Raw genomic sequence first — 21,130 nt, 5'->3', positions numbered from 1 at the left:
ACACCAAGTGTTCGAAGCGGCGGCATACGCCGACACAGCGGTGTCATTTTGGATGGGAAACTCGATATGAAACTGTTCGGCTCATCTTTCTCGGGGCACGTCATCAAGGCCGCCGGTCTCGGAGCGGCACTGTTCGTGGCGGCGACCGCAGTTCAGGCTCAGTCGGGCCCGTTCGCCGGCTTCGACGGCTCGTGGTCGGGCAACGGCACGGTCGCGCTGTCGGACGGCACCACCGAGCGCATCCGCTGCAAGGCCAGCTACAAGGTGGCCGGCGCCAATCTGAAGCAGAGCCTGCAATGCGCCAGCGACAGCTACAAGTTCCTCCTGTCCAGTGACGTCACCAGCCAGGGCGACCGCATCTCCGGCAACTGGAGCGAATCCAGCCGCAACGTGAACGGCGAATTGCAGGGCACCGCCGGCAACGGCCAGATCGACGTGTTCGTGCAGGCCGCCGGCTTCGCCGCCAGCATCACCCTGAGGACCAGCGGCAACAAGCAGGTCGTGCAGATTTCCTCCAAGGGCGAGATCCGCGGCGTCAACATCACGATGTCGAAGACCTGATCCTTGGACCGGAGCGTGTCGCGCGCTCACGGGCAGTCGAATGCGCAAACGGCCCTGACAATGTCAGGGCCGTTTTGTTTTGCGGTGCTTCCGCAGCCCTCGGATACGAATGAGACCCGCCGCTGTCGTCGCCCGGCTTGCCGCCTTCGCTAAAGCTCCGGCGCGCCCTTGAACTTATAGCCGCGTCGAAGCCGAAGGCGCAGACGGGACCGGGCGCTCCAGTATTCCAGAGGCTGTCCTGATTGAACCGATAGGCCGCGGCGTGCTGGATCACCCGCTTTCACGGGTGATGACGGCCTGGTTTACGCAATAGCCTGGGCTAAAGCGGCTTGCGCTTCAGCTTCTGCGACAGGTTGATCAGGAACATCGCGGTCGGGCGGAGGATGAAGAGGTCGGCAAACAGCGCCGCCACCATCGAGAACGCGCTGAGCCAACCGAACAGCCGCAGCGACGGCAGATCCGAGAACACGGTGACGACCAGGCCGCAGGCCAGCACCACGGTGGTGAGGATCAGCGCCGGTCCGACCAGCACGGTGGCGCGCTCCACTGCGACGGCGGCACTGACGCCGGGCGCGCTTTCCATCCGCAGCCGGTTCAGGAAGTGGATAGTCGCCGACAGGCCAAGGCCGAAAGAGACCGTGAGCGCCACCACGCTGGCAAATTGCAGCCCCTCACCCATTGCCCACAGCACGGTGCCCGACATCACGACAGGGAAAATGCCGGGCAGGATGCAGGCGAGCATCACCACCCAGGAGCGGAAGGCCAGCCCGATGAACATCGCGACCAGCGCGAACTCGATCGTCAGCCCATGGTTGAGCTTTTCGATCATGCCGGCGGAGTTGCGCGCGGCGATGGCGGCGAGACCGGTAACGGCGATTTCATAGCCGGGATGCTTCTTTCTCACCGCATCGAGCTCGCGGTCGAGCTTGTCGACCACCGGCAGCAGCTGGCTGGAATCGACATCCGGCACGCGGCCGGCGACCACCACGGCATCCTGTTCCTTGTCGATGAAGCGGCGCACGAGGTGCTCGGGGATCAGATTGACATATTCCTGCAACGTCGCCGTATCCGACGAGCCGGCCTTCTCGGCCAGCCAGCGCCGGAGCGTCTCGACCGACCAGACGTTGCCGACACCAGCGGTCTTTTCGACGGTGGCATGGACGTCGGCGATCGCCTGCAACGTCTCCGGCGCATAGAGCGAGGCGCCCTTCGGAAACTGGATGAGCACGTTGACCGGATTGGCGCCGGTCAGCTTGGCATCGAGCCGGTTGCTCGCTGCAACCGCCTGCTGCTTGTCAGGCACCTGGTCGGCGAGGCGATAGCGCGGCTCCAGGGTCGAATACACCACCGCGAGCGAGCCGACGAACAGCACCGCGATCAGGCTGAACAGGCCGGGACGGCCGACCATGCGCACCGCGATCCAGTAGCAGAAATTGCGCAGCGCCTGGACGCCGGCGTCGGCGCCCTGGAATTTGACCGCGAATGTCTTCTCGTTGCGCACCAGCAGCACGCCGAACACCGGCACCAGCGACAGCACCGCGACCAGCGCGATGATGGTGGCTGCGAGCCCCGCCTCGCCGAACTTGCGGATCAGGTCGCTGTCGGAAAACTGCAGGGCGATGAAGGAAATGCCGGCGGTGGCGTGGGTCAGCACGCAAGCCGGGCCGACGACCAGCACGGCGTTCTTGAACGCCGTCACCTTGTCCTGCCCCGCGATCAGGCGGTCGCGGGCGGCGAAGGTAAGCTGCATCGAATCGGAGAAGCTGATGACCATGATGAGCGGCGTCATCACGTTCAGGAACATGTTGAGATTGAAATTGGCCCAGCCGAGCGCGCCGAGCGCGAGCATGATCGCGATCAGCGGCGGAAACGCCGCTGCGATCATGAAGGAGACCTTGCGGAAGAAGATGATGGCGATGATGCAGCCGGCGAGAATGCCGAGAATGTTGTAGGTCAGCCCGTCACGTTCCACCGCGTTGCGGATCTCGAGCTGCATGACCGGCACGCCGGAAAGCTGGACATTCAGGCCGGTGTCGCCGAGGTCCTCCGCCATCAGCTTCCGGATGTCGCCCACCACCTTCCCGAGATCGTTCGAGGCCACCACCTTGGGCTCGAGCGACAGCACGATCAGGGCGAGCGTACCGTCCTCCGACAACAGCTTGCCGCGGATGATCTCGTTCGACTTCACCGTTTCGATGAACTTGTCGTAGGCCTCGCCCTCCGGCAGATCCGACGGAAACAGCGCGGCCGGCAGCTTGCCGGGCGCCGGCGCCTGACGGGCCGAGAACAGCGACACCAGGCCACGGGTACCCTCGACCAGTTGCAGGTCGGTCACGAAGTCACGAAGCTTCTCGAGGTTCTGGCGGGCCAGCAGGGTCTTGCCCTCGACCACGACGAGGACGTCGAATTCCTCGGCCGGGAACTTCTTCGTCACCTCCTCGTACTGGTGGAATTCCTTGCTGTCGGAGCGAAACAGCTGGCTGAGCGAATCGTCGATCTGGATGCGCTTGATGCCGAACACCGCCGCCACGATGAGGACGAGCAGGACGACGCAGGAGAAGATCGGCGCCTTGACCGCGAGGAGGCCGAGTCGTTCGATGCCAAAAGCGATGCTGTCGGCCGGCCGGTGCTCGACCTTCTCGACATGGACTTCGTTGTCGTGCCTGACTTCCAGCATGCGGTGTCCAGTGGTTGGGGTGCGGCCCAATTCGGAGGGCCTGAGCGCATAGGGCAGAAATAAGGCCGCTCAGCGAAGCAGAGATGACCGCATTGTGGCCCGCAGCCCAAGCTAATCCTTGAAAACACGTGAAAATTCGTCGAGGCGATCTAGCAGGGTTCACTCCCCGGCCGCAACCATGCGCGGCCACACAATACGGCGAGCCGCCACGGCTTCCGATCACGCCACGATTCTGCCGTGCTTGAAAAGAGCGTGGATGGCCCAGGCGGACGCGGGGCTCGAAACCTGAACGACTCAAGGACCGGTATCCGACCGCGCCGTCCCCTTGCTCAGGCCGCGAGCCGGTGCTGGCGAGCACCACCCGCCGCCCCCTGCTCCAGAGAGGACCATCACCCTGCGGGAAGGGCGGCCTCGCGCAGCCGGATCGAGTAGTTCGACGCGTTCTGATGCCCGCGCGAGGCGGCGCGCGCAAACATGATGAGGTGATGCGCGATCAGCGCCACGGCGATGAAATTCTCGATCTCGCCTCGCTTGAGCTGGCTCCAGGCAAAGCGCCAGAACGGCCGCTTGTAGTCGCCGAGCACGCCCACCTTCCAGAAGATCTTGCCCATCATGACCAGGCCGCGCCTGATGTTCGGCCAACTCTTCATCTCGTCGCTGACCGGCACCTCGATGCGGTTGGCATAGGTGGTGTCGCATTGGTGCTTGTAGCGCGCGAACAGCCGCTCCGGCTCGTAGGCAACCTCCATGCAGCGCCGCCACGCCGTGACCACCTCGTCATAGGGCATCAGGAATTTCACGTTGGAGTCGCGACCGTCATCGTGGACCAGCCTGCCCTCGCGCTCGAGGCGATCCCACAGGGGCGTCTTCGGCAGCGCCTGCAGCAGATTGATCGTGAGCAGCGGGATCCGGCTCTCCTCGACGAACTGCAGCAGCGCGTCCGCGGTCTGCGGCGTGTCGGTGTCCAGCCCCATGATGATACCGGAGACGACCTCCATGCCGTAGCTGTTGATGGTCCTGATCCCCTCCAGGATCGGCACCATCATGTTGTGATCTTTCTGCATCGCCGTCAGCGCATCCGGATCGGGCGTCTCGATGCCGCAGAAGATGGTGATGAAATAGGCCTCACGCATCTTCTCCAGGATCTCGGGCCGCTTGGCGATGTTGAGCGTGGCCTCGCAGGCGAGCCGCATCACATAGCCGGTGCGCTTCTGCCATTCGATCAGATGCGGCAGCAGCTCCGTCGCGGCTTTGCGGTTGCCGATGAAGTTGTCGTCGACGAAATAGACCGAGCCGGTGACGCCGCATTCCCTGAGCTTGTCCAGCTCGGCGATGATCTGCTGCGGCGACTTGATGCGCGGGTTGCGCCCATAGAGGCCGGGGATGTCGCAGAACTCGCACTGATAGGGGCAGCCGCTGGAATACTGGATACTGCCGAGAAAGTACTTCTTCACCTCGGCGAGCTCGTAGGCCGGCACCGGGAAATCCGTCATCGCCACCCGCTCGTTGGTCCGCAGCACGACCTGCTGCGCAGGCCGTGACGGATCCCGCGCCAGCCGCGCGATCAGCTCGTCGGTCGCATCACCGAGCTCGCCGACATGCAGATAGTCGAAGCTCGGGTAGTAGTCCGGACAGGCGCTGACCGAGGGGCCGCCGAGCGCGACCGGCAGGTCGAACGCGTGCGCCCGCTGGCAGATGTCGTTCATCTGCTGACGCTGGATGTGCATGCCGCTGACGAACACCGCTTCGGCCCATGAGAAATCCTCGTCCTGCGCCGGGCGGATGTTCTCATCGATGAAGCGCACCTGCCAGGAACCCGGAAGATAGGCCGCGATCAGCAGCAGCCCCTGCGGCGGCATGAAAGCCTGGATGCCGTCGGTGAGCGGATAGGCATGCTCGAAGGTTCCGAACGACGAGGTGTAGCGCGGAAACACACAGAGAATGCGACGTACCGTTTCGATGCCCTCGAATCTCATCGACTGCCCCTCGCGACAACCCGCTAACCGGTTACCTTACGGCCGAAGATAAGGCTTCGCTACCCCTTCCGGAAAAGTTGAGTGCGATCGCGCCTTCCGCTCCTGTCGCAAGGCGCGAGGTCCCGCCGCGTGCCAGATGCTCACGCTGCCTGGCATGATCAGACGCGACCTGACGAGGCAACCTGATCCGATGCATCGCAATACGGATGGCGGAATGCGAAGGGCGATCCAAAGTTCCAATCGGATGGATAATTGATCGGTCGAGCGCGACGACTGCTCCCGCCTGTCTCCGACCGACGAACCAATTGCGGAGCGCGCGTGCGCGGCCACTGGTTTGCAATGCATTTGCAGGGGAACGAGGAGCCTCGAAATGGCGCATGCCCTCCGTAGTCGACCGGATGCCCCGGCGCCCGCCCCTGCTGCGGAGCACCAACTAATCGATTGAAACGCCAAGCAAAGTACGCTGTGGTTGCATAATACTGACGGTGTCCACTTAACGCTTTCTCCATGAAGGTTTTGCATAACTATTAACAATCAGCGCCTCCTCCGTCGTAGCAAAAACTCGCGGTATCTCACCTCATGACCTCACGCCCGACGTCAACGAAGACGGCCACGCGCCAGTCCATCGCAGTCAAGCTCTATGCAATCTTTGCATTGTTTGCGCTATTGACCGCCGCAATCACCTGGCTGTCCGACTACAACTCGCGGCGGGCCACGGAGCTCATCAAAGCCATCGAGACAGCCAATCTCGCCGCTCACAACGTTCAGCTGGTCAACGGCCTCGTCTATGCCGTCGTCATGGAGTCGCGCGGCGTCTATATGTCGACAGACCCGGCCGTCGTGAAGCAATACGGCAACGGCTTGCTCAAGTTCAACGCCGAGATCCTGAAGGTCGTCGACAAGTGGCAGGCGATCGTCCAGGCCGACGACGCCCAGCAATTCGCAACGTTCAAGAAGCGGATCGAGCAATTCGTCGAATTCCGCGCCGAACTGGTCCGCCGCGCCAATGAAATCAGCCCGGCTGCGGGACGCGAGTGGGGCGACAACGATGCCAATCGCTCCGTGCGCAAGGCGCTCAACACGGATCTCGAGGCGCTGTCCAAGGTCTATGTCGAGCGCGCAGGAAAGATCGCCGAGGAAACGGCGCTGAACAACAAGCTCTCGCTCGTGCTGACCGGTCTTGGCGGCCTGATGCTGGTTCTGGTCGCAGCCGGCGTGGTGATCATCGCCCGCTCGATCGCTCGGCCGCTGTCTCAGATCACCGATACGATCCGCCGGGTCGCGACCGGCGCCGAGAACGTCGAGGTGCCGCATGCCGGGCGCGCCGACGAGGTCGGCGAACTGGCCCGCGCCATCGGCGTGTTCCAGCAGGCGATGGCCCACAACCGCGACCTCAATGCCCAGGTCTCGCAGGACTCGGAAATCCGCGAAGCCCGGGCCCGCCACATCGAGACCGCGGTCGAGCAATTCCGCACCGCGATCGGCAGCGTGATGCGGACCGTCACCGAGAACGCCGCCGCGATGCGCCAAACCGCCGAGATGATCACGCGGCTGACGGCCGATGCCAACGAGCGCGCGGTCACCGCGGCCGGCGCCACGTCGCAGGCCTCGACCAACGTCTCCGCCGTCGCCAGCGCCGCCGAGGAGCTGTCGACGTCGGTCGAGGAGATCGGCCGGCAGATCCGGCAGTCGGCCGGCGCCGTCGAGCAGACCGGCCAGCGCACCGAGAAGTCGGTCACGGAGATCGAGGGCCTTGCCGCCGCCACCCAGCGCATCGACGGCGTGCTGACCCTGATCCAGACCATCGCCGAGCAGACCAATCTCCTCGCTCTGAATGCGACCATCGAGGCCGCCCGCGCCGGCGAGGCCGGCCGTGGCTTTGCCGTGGTCGCTCACGAGGTCAAGGCGCTGGCCGGGCAGACGGCCAAGGCGACCGAGGAGATCAGCCAGAACGTCGGCCTGATCCAGGCCTCGACCAAGACCGCGGTCGACGCCGTCCGCGAGATTGGCCAGGCGGTCCGCGGCATCAACGAGATCACCTCGAACATCTCCAATGCCATCCAGCAACAGGACCAGGCGACGCGGGAGATCTCGACCAACGCGCAGTCAACCGCCCAGGGCAACCAGACGCTGGTCATGAACATCGACTCGCTCCGCGACGCCATCAGCGAGACCTCGACAGCCGCCGCCTCCGTCCTGTCGGCGTCCGGCGACCTCAACGCGACCGCGCAGACGCTCGCCAACGAGGTCGAGAAGTTCTTCCAGAACCTCCGCTCGGGTCCGTCCGCGGAGATGCGGCTGCGCAAGGCGAGCTGACGGCGGCGAGCCATCGGTTGCGGAAATCGCCCCCACAAGACGTGATCCGTTCCGACACCGGAACCGTTTCTTGGTTTTTGGAGAGCCATCGTGCGCCAGACAGCCAAGAAACTTCCGTTCGCCTGCGACCCGGTTGCGGTCACCCAGGATGACGTCGAGGACGCCATCCGCACCATCCTGACCTGGATCGGCGAGGACCCGTCACGCGAGGGTCTCTCCGAGACCCCGGCCCGCGTCGCGCGGGCCTACAAGAGCTATTTTTCCGGCTATGAGCAGAACCCCGAGGAGTATCTGCGCAAGACGTTCGAGGAGACCGCCGGCTACGACGAGATGGTGCTGTTGCGGAACATCCCGTTCCAGAGCCATTGCGAGCACCACATGGCGCCCATCATCGGCCGCGCCTGGGTCGGCTACGTGCCGCGCAACCGCGTGGTCGGGATTTCCAAGCTCGCCCGGGTCGTCGAGGCCTATGCCAGTCGGCTGCAGATCCAGGAACGCATGACCGCCGAGATCGCCAACATCATCGACGAGGTGCTGCAGCCGCAGGGCGTGGCGGTCGTGATCAAGGCAGCCCATCACTGCATCAGCTCGCGCGGCGTCAAGAAGCACGGCGTCGATCTCACCACCAGCCGCATGCTCGGCTGCTTCCGCACCGACCCGATGAGCCGCCAGGAGTTCCTGGCGATGGTCAATTCCGATCTGAAGGATTGAGGGGCACGGAAAATCGTCCGCCCGCTGTGATCCAGCCGTCCATGAGCCACGTTATCCGGGATCAAGCATGCGTGCCGGGGACCATGACCACGCGATGAGAGCGGCTGGATTAGCGCAATGGAACGTGGCATCGTCCCGGCATCGATTTGCACGGGCCTTGGGCGCCCGTACCAAGGTGAATGTGAGCAGAGGGCCGAAGGCGACTGTGGATTGGGCTGAATTGATCGGACGCGTCGCCGCGCGCGGCGACCGCGAGGCGTTCAAGGCCCTGTTCGCGCATTTTGCGCCCCGCATCAAAGGTTTCCTCATCAAGACCGGCTGCAACGCCGACGACGCCGAGGAAATCGCCCAATCCACCATGGTGGCGGTGTGGACGAAGGCGGGGCAATTCGATCCGTCGACGGCCGGCGCGGCCGCCTGGATCTTCACGATCGCGCGCAACCAGCGGATCGACGCCGTGCGCAAGGCCGCCCGCGACAGCCGGCTGAGCAGAGAAGTGGGGCGCGACGAGGAAGCCGATCCGACGCTCGCAGCCGACCAGATCGTCTCGCGTGTCGAAGATGCCACACGGGTAGCGGCCGCGATCGAAAGATTATCGGCGGAGCAATCCACCGTGATCCGCCTGTCGTTCGTTGAGGAACGACCGCATTCGGAAATCGCGGCGGTGCTCGGCCTGCCGCTGGGTACGGTAAAGTCACGAATCAGACTGGCGATGAATCGCCTGAGAGACCTGTTGGACGACGCGACATGACGATCAGCCACCACCCGCCGGAAGACCTGCTGGCCGACTTCGCCACTGGTGCGCTCGACGAGGCCGAGCGGCTGGTCGTCGGTGTCCATGTCGCCGATTGCGGCCGATGCCAGCGCTTCGTCCGCGCCATCGAGCAGCTCGCTGGCGCCTCGCTGGACGCGGCCGAGCCGATCGCGACGGGCGCGGACGCTTTCGATGCCGTGATGGCCCGCATCGATCGACGCCCGCAGGCGGCGCCGCAGGTGAGCGAGGTCGCCGAGCACGATCCCGAGCTCGCGGATTTGCCCGAGATGGTCAAGCGCTGCAAGATCGGCAAGCGCCGGCGCGTGGCGCCCGGCATCAGCATGCGCCCGATCCTGCTGCCTGGCACCGGCAAATCGCGCGCCTTCCTGCTGCGCTCGGAGCCAGGGGCGCGGATGCTGGAGCATACGCATTCCGGCAATGAGCTGACCTGCGTGCTGAAGGGCAGCTTCAGCCATCTCGGCGGCTATTACGGACCCGGCGACTTCGACTATGGCGACGACGAGGTCGACCATCGTCCGGTGGTCGGTGACGAGGGCCCCTGCCTCTGCCTCGTCGCCATGACCGGCGACCTGCGCATGCACGGCCTGCTCGGCCGCCTCATCAGCCCCTTCGTCCGGCTCTGAGCTCTGATCGCATCGTGGCGAGCCGCCGCGGAGCAATCAAGACGAGCTAGATCGGCTGGACGATTCGCCACTTCCCTCCGCGCGATACCGACAGCACGCTGGCGGTGATCCGCATCTGACTCTGACCCGTTTCCGTTCAGAGAGAGCGCATGGAGGAGAATGATGCGATCAGCAAGCGCGGATCAGAAGGGTTGCGTCGCGCATCTTGGCAGCCTGCTGGCCCGTGCCGGACGCAACGATGAGCAAGCCTTTGCCGAGCTCCATGCTGCAACGATCTTGAAGATGCGGAAGACCGTGCGCGCCTTGCTGCCGTCCGCGGCTGACCTCGACGACATCCTGCAGGATGGCTACCTGAAGATCTGGCGGCATGCCGCGAGCTTCGACCCGACGCGCGCCTCGCCCATCACCTGGATGTGCAGCATCATGCGCAACACCGCGATCGACGCGCTGCGCGCCACCGGCGTGCCGACCTCGGAGCTCGATGAGGCCCTCGCGATCCCCGATCCCGCCGACAGCGCCGCCGACGAATTCGACTACGCGCTGGCGGAACCGATCGCCCGCGAGGCGCTTGGGCGGCTGCCGGAGGAGCGCCGACGGCTGCTGGCGCTCGCCTATCTCGAGGGCGAAAGCCGGACGCGTCTGTCGGAACGGTTTGGCGTGCCGGTCGGCACCATCAAGACCTGGCTGCATCGCAGCCTGCTCACGGTGCGCAAGGACTGTCTTGGCCAGGCCCACGCGGTTACCGCGGCGGCCGCCTGATCGGCTGCATGGCGTGATGACCAAGGTCCCATGACCAGGACACGTGCCGTAAGACACCTTGTCATCGTGCTGGGCGACCAGCTCGATGCGGACTCGGCGGCCTTCGACGGTTTCGACCCGGAGCAGGACGCCGTGCTGCAGATGGAGGTCAGCGACGAGGCCAGCTACGTTCCGCAGCACAAGATGCGCATCGCGTATTTCTTCGCGGCGATGCGCCACTTCCGCGCCGATCTCGAGAGCCGCGGCCGCACCGTCCATTACGTCCGGCTCGATGATCCCGCCAACACCGGCGCACTCGACAGCGAGATCGCGCGGCATCAGGCGGCGCTGCGGCCTGCGGCGACCATCGTGCTGGAGCCCGGCGATTTTCGCGTGCGCGAGGGCTTGCGCAAGCTGCCGCAGCGGCCCGACATCCGCGCCGACCGCCACTTCCTGTGCACGGCGGAGGAGTTCGACGCCTTCACCGGGCGCCATCCGCGCCCGATCATGGAGACGTTCTACCGCGCGATGCGGCGCAAGACCGGCATCCTGATCGACGAGAGCGGCCGCCCGGTCGGCGGCAGCTGGAATTTCGACGCCGAGAACCGCAAGGGATTCGGCAAGTCGCGCCCGCCGATCCCCGTCGCCAGATCCTATGCGCCCGACGCGATCACGCGCGACGTGCTCAAGCTGGTCGCGGCGCGCTTCTCCAACAGTCCCGGCAAGCTCGACCGCTTCGACCTGCCGGTGTCGCGCGTCGACGCGCTGACCGAGCTTTCCGATTTCGTCGCCTGGCGCCTCTCCTTGTTCGGCACCTATCAGGACGCGATGCTGAGCGACGAGCCGTTCCTGTATCACTCGCGGCTGTCGGGCGCGCTGAACCTGCACATGCTGAATCCGCGCGAAGTGGTCGCGGCCGCGCTTCAGAGCCGCAACGCGCCGCTGAACGCGCTCGAGGGCTTCGTCCGCCAGATCATCGGCTGGCGGGAATTCGTGCGCGGCATCTATTGGCAGCGCATGCCTCACTACGCCGATGAGAACGCGCTCGACGCCGGCCTGCCGATGCCGCGCTTCTACTGGACCGGCGAGACCGACATGCGCTGCCTGGCGCAGGCGATCGGCCATACCATCGATCACGCCTATGCGCATCACATCGAGCGGCTGATGGTGCTCGGCCTGTTCGCGATGCTGCTCGGCGTCCGGCCCTACGATGTGCACCTCTGGCACATGTCGATGTTTCACGACGCCATCGACTGGGTGTCGCTGCCCAACACGCTCGGCATGAGCCAGCATGGCGACGGCGGCGTGGTCGGCACCAAGCCCTATGCGGCGTCGGGCCACTACGTCGACCGCATGAGCGACCATTGCCGCAACTGCCGCTACGATCCGAAGCAGGCGACCGGCGACAGGGCCTGCCCGTTCACGACGCTGTATTGGAGCTTCCTTGCCAAGCACCGCCGGCGTTTCGCCAATAATGGCCGCATGCGCAACCAGTACGTCAATCTCGAGCGCCGCAGCGCGGCGGAGATCCGCGCCATCCGGAGCCACGCCGACGCGATCGCGTCGGCCCTGGTGTAACCGGCGTTCGTCCAGCCTGAACAGCGCTCACGGCTTGCTGGCCGGACGCCGATCGGTCATATCTTGGGCAGTTCCATCCGTCTCCCGCCGATCCAGCCCGGAATGCCCTGCCCATGACCGCCGCCATCGTCGCCGTCTTCACGCTCGCCTATGCCGTGGTGGCGCTGGAGCATCCGTTCCGGATCAACAAGGCAGCCACCGCCCTGGTCGGTGCCGGCCTGATGTGGACCATCTACGCCGTCATGGGCGGGACCGCGCCGGCCGTTGCGGCTGAACTCAACGAGTCCGTGGCCTCGACCGCGCAGATCATCTTCTTCCTGATCGGGGCGATGACCATCGTCGAGGTCATCGACGCGCACAACGGCTTCGAGGTCGTGACCTCGCTGATCAGCACCAGGAATCAGGTCACGCTGGTCTGGCTGGTCGGCTTCGTGACCTTCTTCCTCAGCGCCATGCTCGACAACCTCACCACCGCGATCGTGATGGTGTCGCTGATGAAGAAGCTGTCGGGGCGTGACGAAGATCGTCTCGTGTTCGCCGCCATCATCGTGATTGCCGCCAATGCCGGCGGCGCGTGGTCGGCGATCGGCGACGTCACCACCACCATGCTGTGGATCGGCGGCCAGATCACGCCGCTCGCGATCATGAAGTCGGTCTTCATCCCCTCGCTCCTGAACCTGCTGGTGCCGCTCGCGGTCGTCAGCGTCACGCTGCGCGGCAAGCAGCTCGCGCCTCCGGCGAGCGCAGGGCTCGCCTCGATCAGCCCGATCCTGCCGTTCGAGCGCAATTTGATGTTCTTCATGGGCCTTGGCATCCTGGTCGCCGTGCCGGTGTTCAAGGCGCTGACGCACCTGCCGCCGTTCATGGGCATCCTGTTCGGCCTCGGCCTGCTCTGGATGGTCGGCGAGATCATCCATCGCGAGAAGGCCTCGGAGCAGAAGCAGCGCCTGACGCTCGTACATGCGCTGACCCGCATCGACATGCCCTCGATCGTGTTCTTCATCGGCATCCTGCTGGCCGTCGCAGCGCTGGAGCACACCCACATCCTGCAGGCGCTGGCGCAATGGCTCGATCGCACCGTCGGCCGGCTCGACCTGATCGTGATCGTGCTCGGCCTCGCCAGCGCGGTCATCGACAACGTGCCGCTGGTCGCAGCATCCATGGGCATGTACAGCCTGAGCCAGTTTCCGCCGGACAGTTTCCTGTGGGAGTTCGTCGCCTACTGCGCCGGCACCGGCGGCTCGATCCTGATCATCGGCTCGGCGGCCGGCGTCGCCGCGATGGGGCTCGAGAACATCCACTTCTTCTGGTACGTGCGCCGCATCAGCGGCATCGCCCTGCTCGGCTATTTTGCCGGCGCCGCCGCCTACATCATCCAATACAATCTGCTTCACTGAGCGGGACCGACGCATGGAATGGTCGTGGCACAGTCTTGCAGCCGTCGCGACCGCCATGCTCATCGGCATCGGAGCTGGCCACGCCGACGACGCGACGATCCGCAGCGGCTACGCGCTCGGCCCGGCCAGTTGCGGCGACGGCGCCCTCACCTTTCCGCGCCTCCAGATCGACATGAAGCCCGGCTTCTGCGCCGGCCTCGTCGCCAGTCGCGACGACGGCCTGCGATTTCCCCGCAGCATCGTGCAGATTCCCGGCCATCAACTGTTCGTGGTCGCGGACATGGGCGGCTGGGGCCATGACGACGGCCGCCTCCTCATCCTCGATCCCGTAGCGCCCGCGGGCCAGCGCATCCGCGAGGCGGTCACGCGACTGTCCTATCCATTCGGCCTCGCCGCGGGCCTCGACGGCAGGATCTACGCCTCGACCGACACCGCGATCTTCCGCTTCGATCCGCTCGCCGCGAACCCGAGAGCGACCATCGAGACCATCATCCGCGATCTGCCTGGGCGCCGCCTGACCTTGCCGGACGGCACCCGGATCGCGGAGAGTGCGCATCCGCTGAAGGCCTTCGCTTTCGACCGCAACGGGCGGCTGTTCGTCAACATCGGCTCGCACAGCGACAATTGCCTGTCGCCGGCGCCGATCACGCGACCCTGCGCGGCGGGCGACGGCACCTCGCCGCTGGCTTCCATCTGGTTGTTCACGCCGCCCGCCGGCGGCCTCTTTCCAGCGCTGAAACCCGGCGATTCCGCTCCGCCTCATGAGGTGTTCGCGCGCGGCTTGCGCAACTCGATGGCGCTGGCGCTGCATCCGCGCTTTCCCGATCCCGGCACCGCGTTCCTGCAGGGCGAGAACGCGCGCGACCTGCAGGACATCTTCGCGCCCAACGAGGAGATCAACGCGATCGAGCAAGGCCGCCACTATGGCTGGCCCTATTGCTACGACCTGACGACGCCGAGCCCGGAATTCAAGCGTGTGCTGCAGTCCGGCGCGCTCAAGAACCTCTGCAACACCACCACGCTCTACAAGCAGCCCTGGTCGCTGCTGCCGCCGCATGGCGCGCCGCTCGGCATGCTCTACTACACCGGCGATCGCTTCGACGACCTGAAGGGCAAGCTGCTGGTCGGCCTGCATGGCTATCGGCCGACCGGCAGCCGGCTACTCGCCTTCGAGGTCGACGACCACGGCTTGCCCAAGCCGAGCCCGGCGCCGGTGCGCTACCATGTGAGCTGCGCCGCCGAGCCAACCCGCGCTTTCCAGACCGCAGCCGGTCCCGCGCCGGCCGCGGCGTTCGACGAGATCATCACGGGGTGGCATCGCGTCAACGGCATCCGGCCGCAGGGCGCGCCGGTCGGCATGACCATCGCCGACGACGGCGCGATCTGGCTGGTCGAGGACAAGAACCAGACCGTGATCCGCATCGACCGCTCTGGCGAGGCTGCCCCCGAACCCCTGCCCTGCGACATCAGGAGCGAGGCGCTGATCGACCGGCTTGCGGCTTTCGTGATGCAGGACGCGGCGAGTCGCGCGCGGCTCACGACCGTGCGCAGGAGCCTGATCGAAAAACATTGCAGCGGCTGCCATTCGGATTTCGGCCTCAAGGCCGGGCAATCCGATGACGACAAGGACCGCGCCGTGCTGCGCTTCATGCTGGCGCAAGACGGCTGGATCTATCCGGGCGATCCCGAAGCCGGCCGGCTGCGTCAACGATTGCGCGGATTGGGTGCCGAGCGGCAGATGCCGCCGGGCGCCAACCTCATCAAGACGGAACCAGGCTACGCCAGGGTGCTTGATGTGGCGGACGATCTGGTCGCGCGCATGATTCCAGGAACCAGGATGCGGGTGAAACCGGGCGGCCCTCCGCATCGCAAGTTCTTCGCCGGCGACGGCCGCGAATGCGGCGAGATCCCGTTCGGCAAGGTCGTCGTGATGACCGAGAGGTCTGCCGTCAATAAGCCCGGCTTCAGCCGTTTCTTCCGGCCCGCCGATACCTACCTCAACGGCACCTGTACGGACGACAATGGCTATTACATCCAACAGCAGTTTCTGGTGCCGCTCTGACCGGCTTGCGATGGCCCGTAGGGTGGGCAAAGCGACCGCCGCAGGCGGCGCGTGCCCACCGGCCGCGCGCACCGGTGCTGCGGCTGGTGGGCACGGCGCGAACGAGCGTGCGTTCGGGCGCAAGCGGCGTCGTCCTGCGCCTTTGTCCACCCTACGCATCTCGGGTTTGGCGACTGTTCTCATGCTCTTGCTTGCGAGCGCGCCCACCCTCGCCGCACCAAAACTGTTCGAGAGCACCCAGCTCACTCCATCCGGCGAATACACCTTCGGCATCGAGGGGCCCGCCGTCGACCGCGACGGCAATCTGTTCGTCGTCAATCTCGGCAAGGCCGGCACGATCGGCAAGCTCGCGCCGGAGGCGACGGCCTCCGAAAAATTCACCGAGCTGCCCGACAACAGCATTGGCAACGCCATCCGCATCGACGCCACAGGCACGATGTTCGTCGCCGACTACAAGCGCCACAACATCTTCGCCATCGCCCCCGGTACGACCGAGCCCCGCCTCGTCTTCCATGCCGATGACATGAGCCAGCCCAACGACATCACGCTGGCGCGCGACGGCACGATCTATGCGAGCGATCCCAACTGGAAGGCGCGCAGCGGCCGCATCTGGCGGATCGCGAAAGGACCCGACGGATCCCTGCAAGGCGCAGCCATGTCGGCGCCGCGTGCCATGGGCACCGCCAACGGCATCGATCTCAGCCCCGACGGCCGCACGCTCTATGTCGGCGAATCCAACAGCGGCGAGATCTGGTCCTATGCGATCGACGGCGACGCGCTGACACGGCCAAAGCTGATCAAGACCTTCGAGCCGAACACGATCGACGGACTGCGCACCGACGCCAGCGGCCGGCTGCTGGTCGCGCACATCCTCAAGAGCAGCATCGCCATGCTGGCGCCGGATGGGCGCATGATCCGGGAGATCGCGCTGAAAGCCAGGGAGCCGACCAACCTCGCCTTCGGCGGCAGCGACGGCAAGACCGTGTATGTGACCCAGCGCCAGGGCGGCTTCATCGAGTCGTTTCGGACTGATGTCGAGGGGCGAGAGCATTGTTTGCAGATGCGGAAGTGCTGAGCTTCTCTGCTGGTGCCGGATTCAGCATGGCGCTCGCTGTCTGAACGGCAACTAATAGATCGCGCATATCCGCCATGCCCGAATTACCCGTCGTGCCAGTTTGTCGCACGCTTGCCCACTTGTGTCGTCGGGCAAATCAGACCGATGTTTCCGGCCATCCCGGGCTCGTGAGAGGGGCGTATCGCGATCGTCACGAACGTGGAGCCCTGGGGAGCGGTGGGCGTGTGGTGCTGCAGCGTGATCAGTCGCGCGGACGAACGGCATGATGCGCACGGTGAAGTCGTGATGTCCCGACACCCCGATGCTGGTGTCAACCTGGCGCAATACGATCGCGCTGGGGATGGTGGCCAGAAAGCCCGGCGCACCAGGGAGACCACGTATAAGCCGTAAAGCCATCGCGCAGGGAATGCCGGGTTGATCCGGCTGGACCTGTGGTTCCTGCCGCCTGCATTCTTTTCGCAGGCGGGCCATGGGTGAGGCCATCACCCGGCATTCCCTGCGCCCTCTTGTTCTCAGAGGGTTCGAGCTATCCTTCATGACTCGGACAGATCGTGTCGCGAGAACGCCGCCCCGTACCCCGTGTCATGTCCGCGCAGGCGGGCATCCGGTACGCCGCGGCGTCTCGATTCATCACCCCTTCCGGCGAGTACTGGATCGTGAGGCCGGCACCGTTCATCTCACCCGCAAATCAAGGCCCCCGCGTGCGCGAGAGCCTCGATAGCAATGGCGATCGCTTATCGCCCGTACACCACCGGCGCGCGGCGGACGATGAGCGGCGGCGGCAGGTCGCGCTCCCAGACACGGCCGTCGTCGAACTGGATGCGCATGCCGTCGGGCGAATACACTGCGCTTTCGTCACGTGCGTCGATCCAAAGCCGGCTATTGGGAGCATTCCAGTCCGGCCAGGCCTGGAGGGACTCGCCGGTTTCGGTGGTCAGGTTCACGGCATCGCCGTTCTGCGTCACGAAGGCCGGCGCGCCGATCATTCCGTCGCGGCACATCTGGATGCAGCGGTAGGTGCCGGTGAGGTTCGCACTCGGCTGGGCCGAGGCGCTGCCGGCGACGCAGGCGCCGACCAGGCCAATGACGATTGCAACACGTTTCATGTCGATCACTCCATCGCTCGAAAGGGTCAGCCAGCCCCCATTCGGGCCCCTCGGGCGGATCAAGTGCGATGCGGGAAAAATGTTCCGACCGTTCCCGGTCAGGGAACCCTACTCGACCATCACGACATCGACGGCGACGCCGAGCTTCTGCTTGCGCGAGCCGACGATGATGCCATCGACCGGCGAGACGTCGGAGAAGTCGCGGCCCATGCCGAGGATGATGTGATCATTGCCGACCAGGAGATCGTTGGTCGGATCGAAGCCGATCCAGCCGAGGTCGTCGCCGCACCACAGCGACACCCAGGCATGGGTGGCGTCGGCGCCCTGCAGCGGCGGCCGGCCCTCGGGCGGGATGGTGCGCAGATAGCCGCTGACATAGGCCGCGGGGAGACCGAGACCGCGCAGGCCGGCAATCATGACGTGAGCAAAGTCCTGGCAGACGCCGTGGCGATTGTCGAACACCTCGCGCAGCGGGGTCGAGATCACGGTCGCCTTCGGATCGTATCTGAACTCCTTGCGGATGCGCCGCATCAGATCGGCGGCGCCGGCTACGATCCCCGTCTCGGCGGAGAAGCTTGCCGCGGCATAGTCCGTCACCGGCTCCAGCACCGGCACCAGCGCGCTGGCGAAGACGTAGCCGATCGGCGACGACGGGCCGAGGCTCGTCGCCTCGAAGGCGGCATCGCGCACGTCCTCCCAGGCCGCGCTCGGCGCATCGCGCTCCGGCGGTGTGCGCGACAGCCTCACCCGCGAGCGCGAGTCGATGCGCAGGTGGCGGTGCTGGGTATCGATCACGATGCTCTCGGTCAGTGTGCCGAAGAAATCGCGCCGCGCCGTCCGCTCCGAGGGCCGCGGCCGGATGTCGACGCTGTGCGAGATCAACTCCTGGCCGTCGCCGCTGAGCGGCTCCAGCCGCAGCGAGCAGCGCGCAAAGCTGACGGCGCTCTCATACTCATAGGTCGTGACATGCCGGATGTCGTAGATCACGCGAGGCCCGTCAGCTTTTCCGGCCGCGTCGCGTTCGGACCGTGCGGGAAATAGTGCTGGCCAATCGCCTCCGCCAGATTGAGCAGGTCCTGCTCCAGTGCAAACAGCGTGCGGCCATCGAGATGGGCCGCCTCCGCCGCGGTCAGCCGCGCGCCCAGCGAGATCGCGAGGCGTTGCGGCCGCTCGATCAGCCCGTTCTCCTTCAGCACCGGGAGGCTCGCGATGTGCTCGTTGAGCAGCTCGACCTGGAACGCGACCGAGCGCGGATTGTAGAGGTCGAGCACGACGAGATCGCGGATCGGCGCCAGCGACGGGCCGATCAGATAGCGCGAGCGGTAGGTGATCTGGCAGTCGACCAGCGTGAGCAGGACGTCGAGATCCTCGGGCGTCGCCTCGTCATAGCCGAACTGGCGCGCGAACCGCGCGGTGTTGATGGCGCGTTCGGCGCGGCGCCCCATGTCGAGGAAGCGCCAGCCGGCGGCGCGGTTCATGTTCTCCTGGGCAAGGCCGGCGAAGCTCGCAAGCCGGTCGAGCGTGAGCTCGGCGATGCTGACGACGGCGTCCTCATCCTCGGCCTCCTGCGCCAGGCGATTCGGCATCTCGGTGATGACCTGCCAGGCGTCGGGCGAGAGGCGCTCGCGCAGCGAGGTCGCGGTGCGCTGAGCCGATCTGAGCAGCGACAGCGCCGAGCCGAACTGCGCCTCGGCCTGCAGGGCCTCAGCCGCCACCTGGAATCCCTTGCTGCGCGAGGTCTGCTCAACCGCGCCCCACGTCAACAACAGCCGCTGGATGCGCTCGGAGGTGTTGAGCTGCGCCGGCGATCCCTTGCCGGGATCACGATGCTGGGCTGCGAGCGCCCGGATCAGCCGCACGGTGGCCTCGGCGCGCTCCAGATAGCGTCCGAGCCAGAACAGATTGTCGGCGGCGCGGCTCGGCAGCACGCCGGCGATGCGGCGTATCCGCACGTTGTCGGAGCCCGGCAGCAAGGTGCGCGCCGCCACCGCCTTGTCGGCGACCACCCAGACGTCGGCGGCGCGCGCGCCATCGCCCATCGACACCGCGCGCGCATCGAGCTTGTCGGCGATGCGGCAGAAGCCGCCGGGCATCACGGTCCAGCCGTCGGGCGTGGCGGCCGCGAACACCCGCAGCACGAACGGCCGCGGCGCGATCCGACCGTCCTCCCACACCGGCGTGGTCGACAGCCGCACCACCTCCTGTCCGACATAATCGATGCCGCGCTGGCTGATCGCAGCGCGCAGCCGCTCGCGCTCGGCGGCCGAGAGCTCACCAGCCAGCACCGGACCGCTGCTTGCGAAGCCCGGCACGGCGCGGCCATAGGCGCCTTCGATCGCGAACTCCTCGAGCCGCGACAGCACCTCGTCGCGTGCGGACTTCTGGCCGCACCACCAGGTCGCGATGTGCGGGATCTTGAGATCCTCACCGAGCACGCGCCGCGCAAGGCTCGGCAGGAAGCCGAGCAGCGCGCGCGCCTCGAGCACACCAGAACCCGGCATGTTGGCGATCACCACACCGCCCTTGCGCACGACGTCCATCAGGCCGGCGACGCCGAGTCGCGAGCCGGCATCGAGTTCGAGCGGATCGAGCGAGTTGGAATCGAGCCGCCGCAGCAGCACGTCGACGCGCTTCAGGCCGGCGACGGTGCGGATATGCACGCGGTCGCCGCTGACAGCGAGATCGTCGCCCTCGACCAACAGAAAGCCGAGATAGCGCGCCAGCGTCGCGTGCTCGAAATAGGTCTCGCTGAACATGCCCGGCGTGAGCACGCCGATGCGCGGCTCGTCACGATCGGCGCTGGCGCGCAGAGCATCGCGGAATGCTTCGAAGAACGGCGCGAGCCGCTCCACGTTCATGGACTTGTAGATCGAGGAGAAGGCGCGCGACAGCACGAGCCGATTTTCCAGCGCATAGCCCATGCCGGACGGCGCCTGGGTGCGGTCGTTGAGCACCCACCAGCCGCCGTCGGGCCCGCGGCCGATATCGGCGGCGTAGATGCTGAGGAAGCGGCCGCCGGGCGGTTTGACGCCGCAGACCGGGCGCAGATATTCGCTGGACCCGGCGACGGCGGCTGCCGGCAGCGCGCCGCTCGCCACCAGCCGTCCCTCGCCATAGATGTCCTGCAGCACCCGTTCGAACAGTTCGGCGCGCTGGACGATGCCCTGGGACAGTTGCGCCCATTCGGACTCGTCGATCAGCAGCGGCAGATGGCTCAGCGGCCACGATCGCTCGGCGTTGTCGCCCGGCGAGCGATAGGTGACGCCGGCTTCGCGCAGATGGCGATCGGCGGAGGCGAAGCGGCGCTCGATGTCACTCGGCGCGAGTGCGGCGAAGGTCTCGGCAAAGCGGGTCCAGACCGGTCGCGGACGGCCGTCGGCCCCGATGAACTCATCGGGGATGCCGGGGAGCCGGGCATAGTCGCGGGCCCAATGCTCGGCCCGGCGCAGCGGAGAACGTGCCGCCGGCCGACCGGCGGCGCTCGCTCCCTGGTCCTGGCCGCTCGAGCCGTCCATACCCTGGTCCTCCGCACAAA

15 protein-coding genes are annotated in these 21,130 nt (G+C 66.1%); 10 read left to right on the top strand and 5 right to left on the bottom strand.

Annotated features, from left to right (window positions below):
* Nucleotides 1-66 precede the first annotated feature (66 nt).
* Nucleotides 67-561 carry a hypothetical protein gene (locus ACQR0U_RS17055; RefSeq protein ID WP_315714895.1) on the top strand — a complete coding sequence of 165 codons (495 nt, stop codon included), beginning with the start codon at nt 67-69 and terminating at the stop codon, nt 559-561.
* A gap of 319 nt (nt 562-880) precedes the next feature.
* Here ACQR0U_RS17055 and ACQR0U_RS17050 read toward each other — a convergent pair whose 3' ends face one another.
* Together ACQR0U_RS17050 and ACQR0U_RS17045 are read right to left on the bottom strand one after the other, a co-directional pair.
* Nucleotides 881-3,238 carry an efflux RND transporter permease subunit gene (locus tag ACQR0U_RS17050; protein ID WP_315714896.1) on the bottom strand — a complete coding sequence of 786 codons (2,358 nt, stop codon included), beginning with the start codon at nt 3,236-3,238 and terminating at the stop codon, nt 881-883.
* A 389-nt stretch (nt 3,239-3,627) separates the two neighbouring features.
* Entirely contained in the window at nt 3,628-5,214 is a 1,587-nt protein-coding gene (locus tag ACQR0U_RS17045; protein WP_315714897.1) for a B12-binding domain-containing radical SAM protein, read from the bottom strand.
* A 579-nt stretch (nt 5,215-5,793) separates the two neighbouring features.
* On the opposite strand from ACQR0U_RS17045, the gene ACQR0U_RS17040 reads away from it, so the two are divergent.
* The 9 genes from ACQR0U_RS17040 to ACQR0U_RS17000 all read left to right on the top strand — a co-directional run bounded on the left by ACQR0U_RS17040 (nt 5,794) and on the right by ACQR0U_RS17000 (nt 16,489).
* Entirely contained in the window at nt 5,794-7,530 is a 1,737-nt protein-coding gene (locus ACQR0U_RS17040) for a methyl-accepting chemotaxis protein (RefSeq protein WP_434843535.1), read from the top strand.
* Between the two features lie 90 nt (nt 7,531-7,620).
* Nucleotides 7,621-8,241 carry a GTP cyclohydrolase I FolE gene (folE, locus tag ACQR0U_RS17035; RefSeq protein ID WP_315714899.1) on the top strand — a complete coding sequence of 207 codons (621 nt, stop codon included), beginning with the start codon at nt 7,621-7,623 and terminating at the stop codon, nt 8,239-8,241.
* A 205-nt stretch (nt 8,242-8,446) separates the two neighbouring features.
* Entirely contained in the window at nt 8,447-8,992 is a 546-nt protein-coding gene (locus tag ACQR0U_RS17030; protein ID WP_315826481.1) for a sigma-70 family RNA polymerase sigma factor, read from the top strand.
* Nucleotides 8,989-9,639, top strand: coding sequence for a ChrR family anti-sigma-E factor (locus tag ACQR0U_RS17025; protein WP_315749232.1), 651 nt, complete (start codon nt 8,989-8,991; stop codon nt 9,637-9,639). Before ACQR0U_RS17030 ends, ACQR0U_RS17025 begins: the two co-directional genes overlap by 4 nt.
* A 162-nt stretch (nt 9,640-9,801) precedes the next feature.
* On the top strand, nt 9,802-10,398 hold the full coding sequence (locus tag ACQR0U_RS17020; RefSeq protein WP_315749230.1) for an RNA polymerase sigma factor: 597 nt from the start codon (nt 9,802-9,804) through the stop codon (nt 10,396-10,398).
* 30 nt (nt 10,399-10,428) lie between these two features.
* Nucleotides 10,429-11,955 (top strand): cryptochrome/photolyase family protein, encoded by a 1,527-nt coding sequence (locus ACQR0U_RS17015; protein ID WP_434843536.1) that lies wholly within the window; start codon nt 10,429-10,431, stop codon nt 11,953-11,955.
* A 113-nt stretch (nt 11,956-12,068) separates the two neighbouring features.
* Complete coding sequence (gene nhaD, locus ACQR0U_RS17010; protein WP_315749228.1) at nt 12,069-13,352, top strand: sodium:proton antiporter NhaD; 1,284 nt, start codon at nt 12,069-12,071, stop codon at nt 13,350-13,352.
* A gap of 13 nt (nt 13,353-13,365) precedes the next feature.
* Entirely contained in the window at nt 13,366-15,414 is a 2,049-nt protein-coding gene (locus tag ACQR0U_RS17005; protein WP_434843537.1) for a PQQ-dependent sugar dehydrogenase, read from the top strand.
* A gap of 181 nt (nt 15,415-15,595) precedes the next feature.
* Nucleotides 15,596-16,489: an SMP-30/gluconolactonase/LRE family protein gene (locus ACQR0U_RS17000; RefSeq protein WP_434843538.1), complete on the top strand. Its 894-nt coding sequence runs from the start codon at nt 15,596-15,598 to the stop codon at nt 16,487-16,489.
* A 734-nt stretch (nt 16,490-17,223) separates the two neighbouring features.
* On the opposite strand, the gene ACQR0U_RS16995 is transcribed toward ACQR0U_RS17000, so the two are convergent.
* The 3 genes from ACQR0U_RS16995 to ACQR0U_RS16985 all read right to left on the bottom strand — a co-directional run bounded on the left by ACQR0U_RS16995 (nt 17,224) and on the right by ACQR0U_RS16985 (nt 21,110).
* Nucleotides 17,224-17,604 (bottom strand): hypothetical protein, encoded by a 381-nt coding sequence (locus ACQR0U_RS16995; RefSeq protein ID WP_315714907.1) that lies wholly within the window; start codon nt 17,602-17,604, stop codon nt 17,224-17,226.
* Nucleotides 17,605-17,703: 99 nt separating this feature from the next.
* On the bottom strand, nt 17,704-18,582 hold the full coding sequence (locus ACQR0U_RS16990) for a transglutaminase family protein (RefSeq protein WP_316172782.1): 879 nt from the start codon (nt 18,580-18,582) through the stop codon (nt 17,704-17,706).
* Nucleotides 18,579-21,110, bottom strand: a complete 2,532-nt coding sequence (locus tag ACQR0U_RS16985; protein ID WP_434843539.1) for a circularly permuted type 2 ATP-grasp protein — start codon at nt 21,108-21,110, stop codon at nt 18,579-18,581. Before ACQR0U_RS16985 ends, ACQR0U_RS16990 begins: the two co-directional genes overlap by 4 nt.
* Between the last annotated feature and the right edge of the window lie 20 nt (nt 21,111-21,130).

The organism is Bradyrhizobium sp. HKCCYLRH3097 (assembly GCF_051167875.1).
Taxonomy (GTDB): Bacteria; Pseudomonadota; Alphaproteobacteria; order Rhizobiales; family Xanthobacteraceae; genus Bradyrhizobium.
This window is presented reverse-complemented; position numbering and strand designations above follow the sequence as displayed.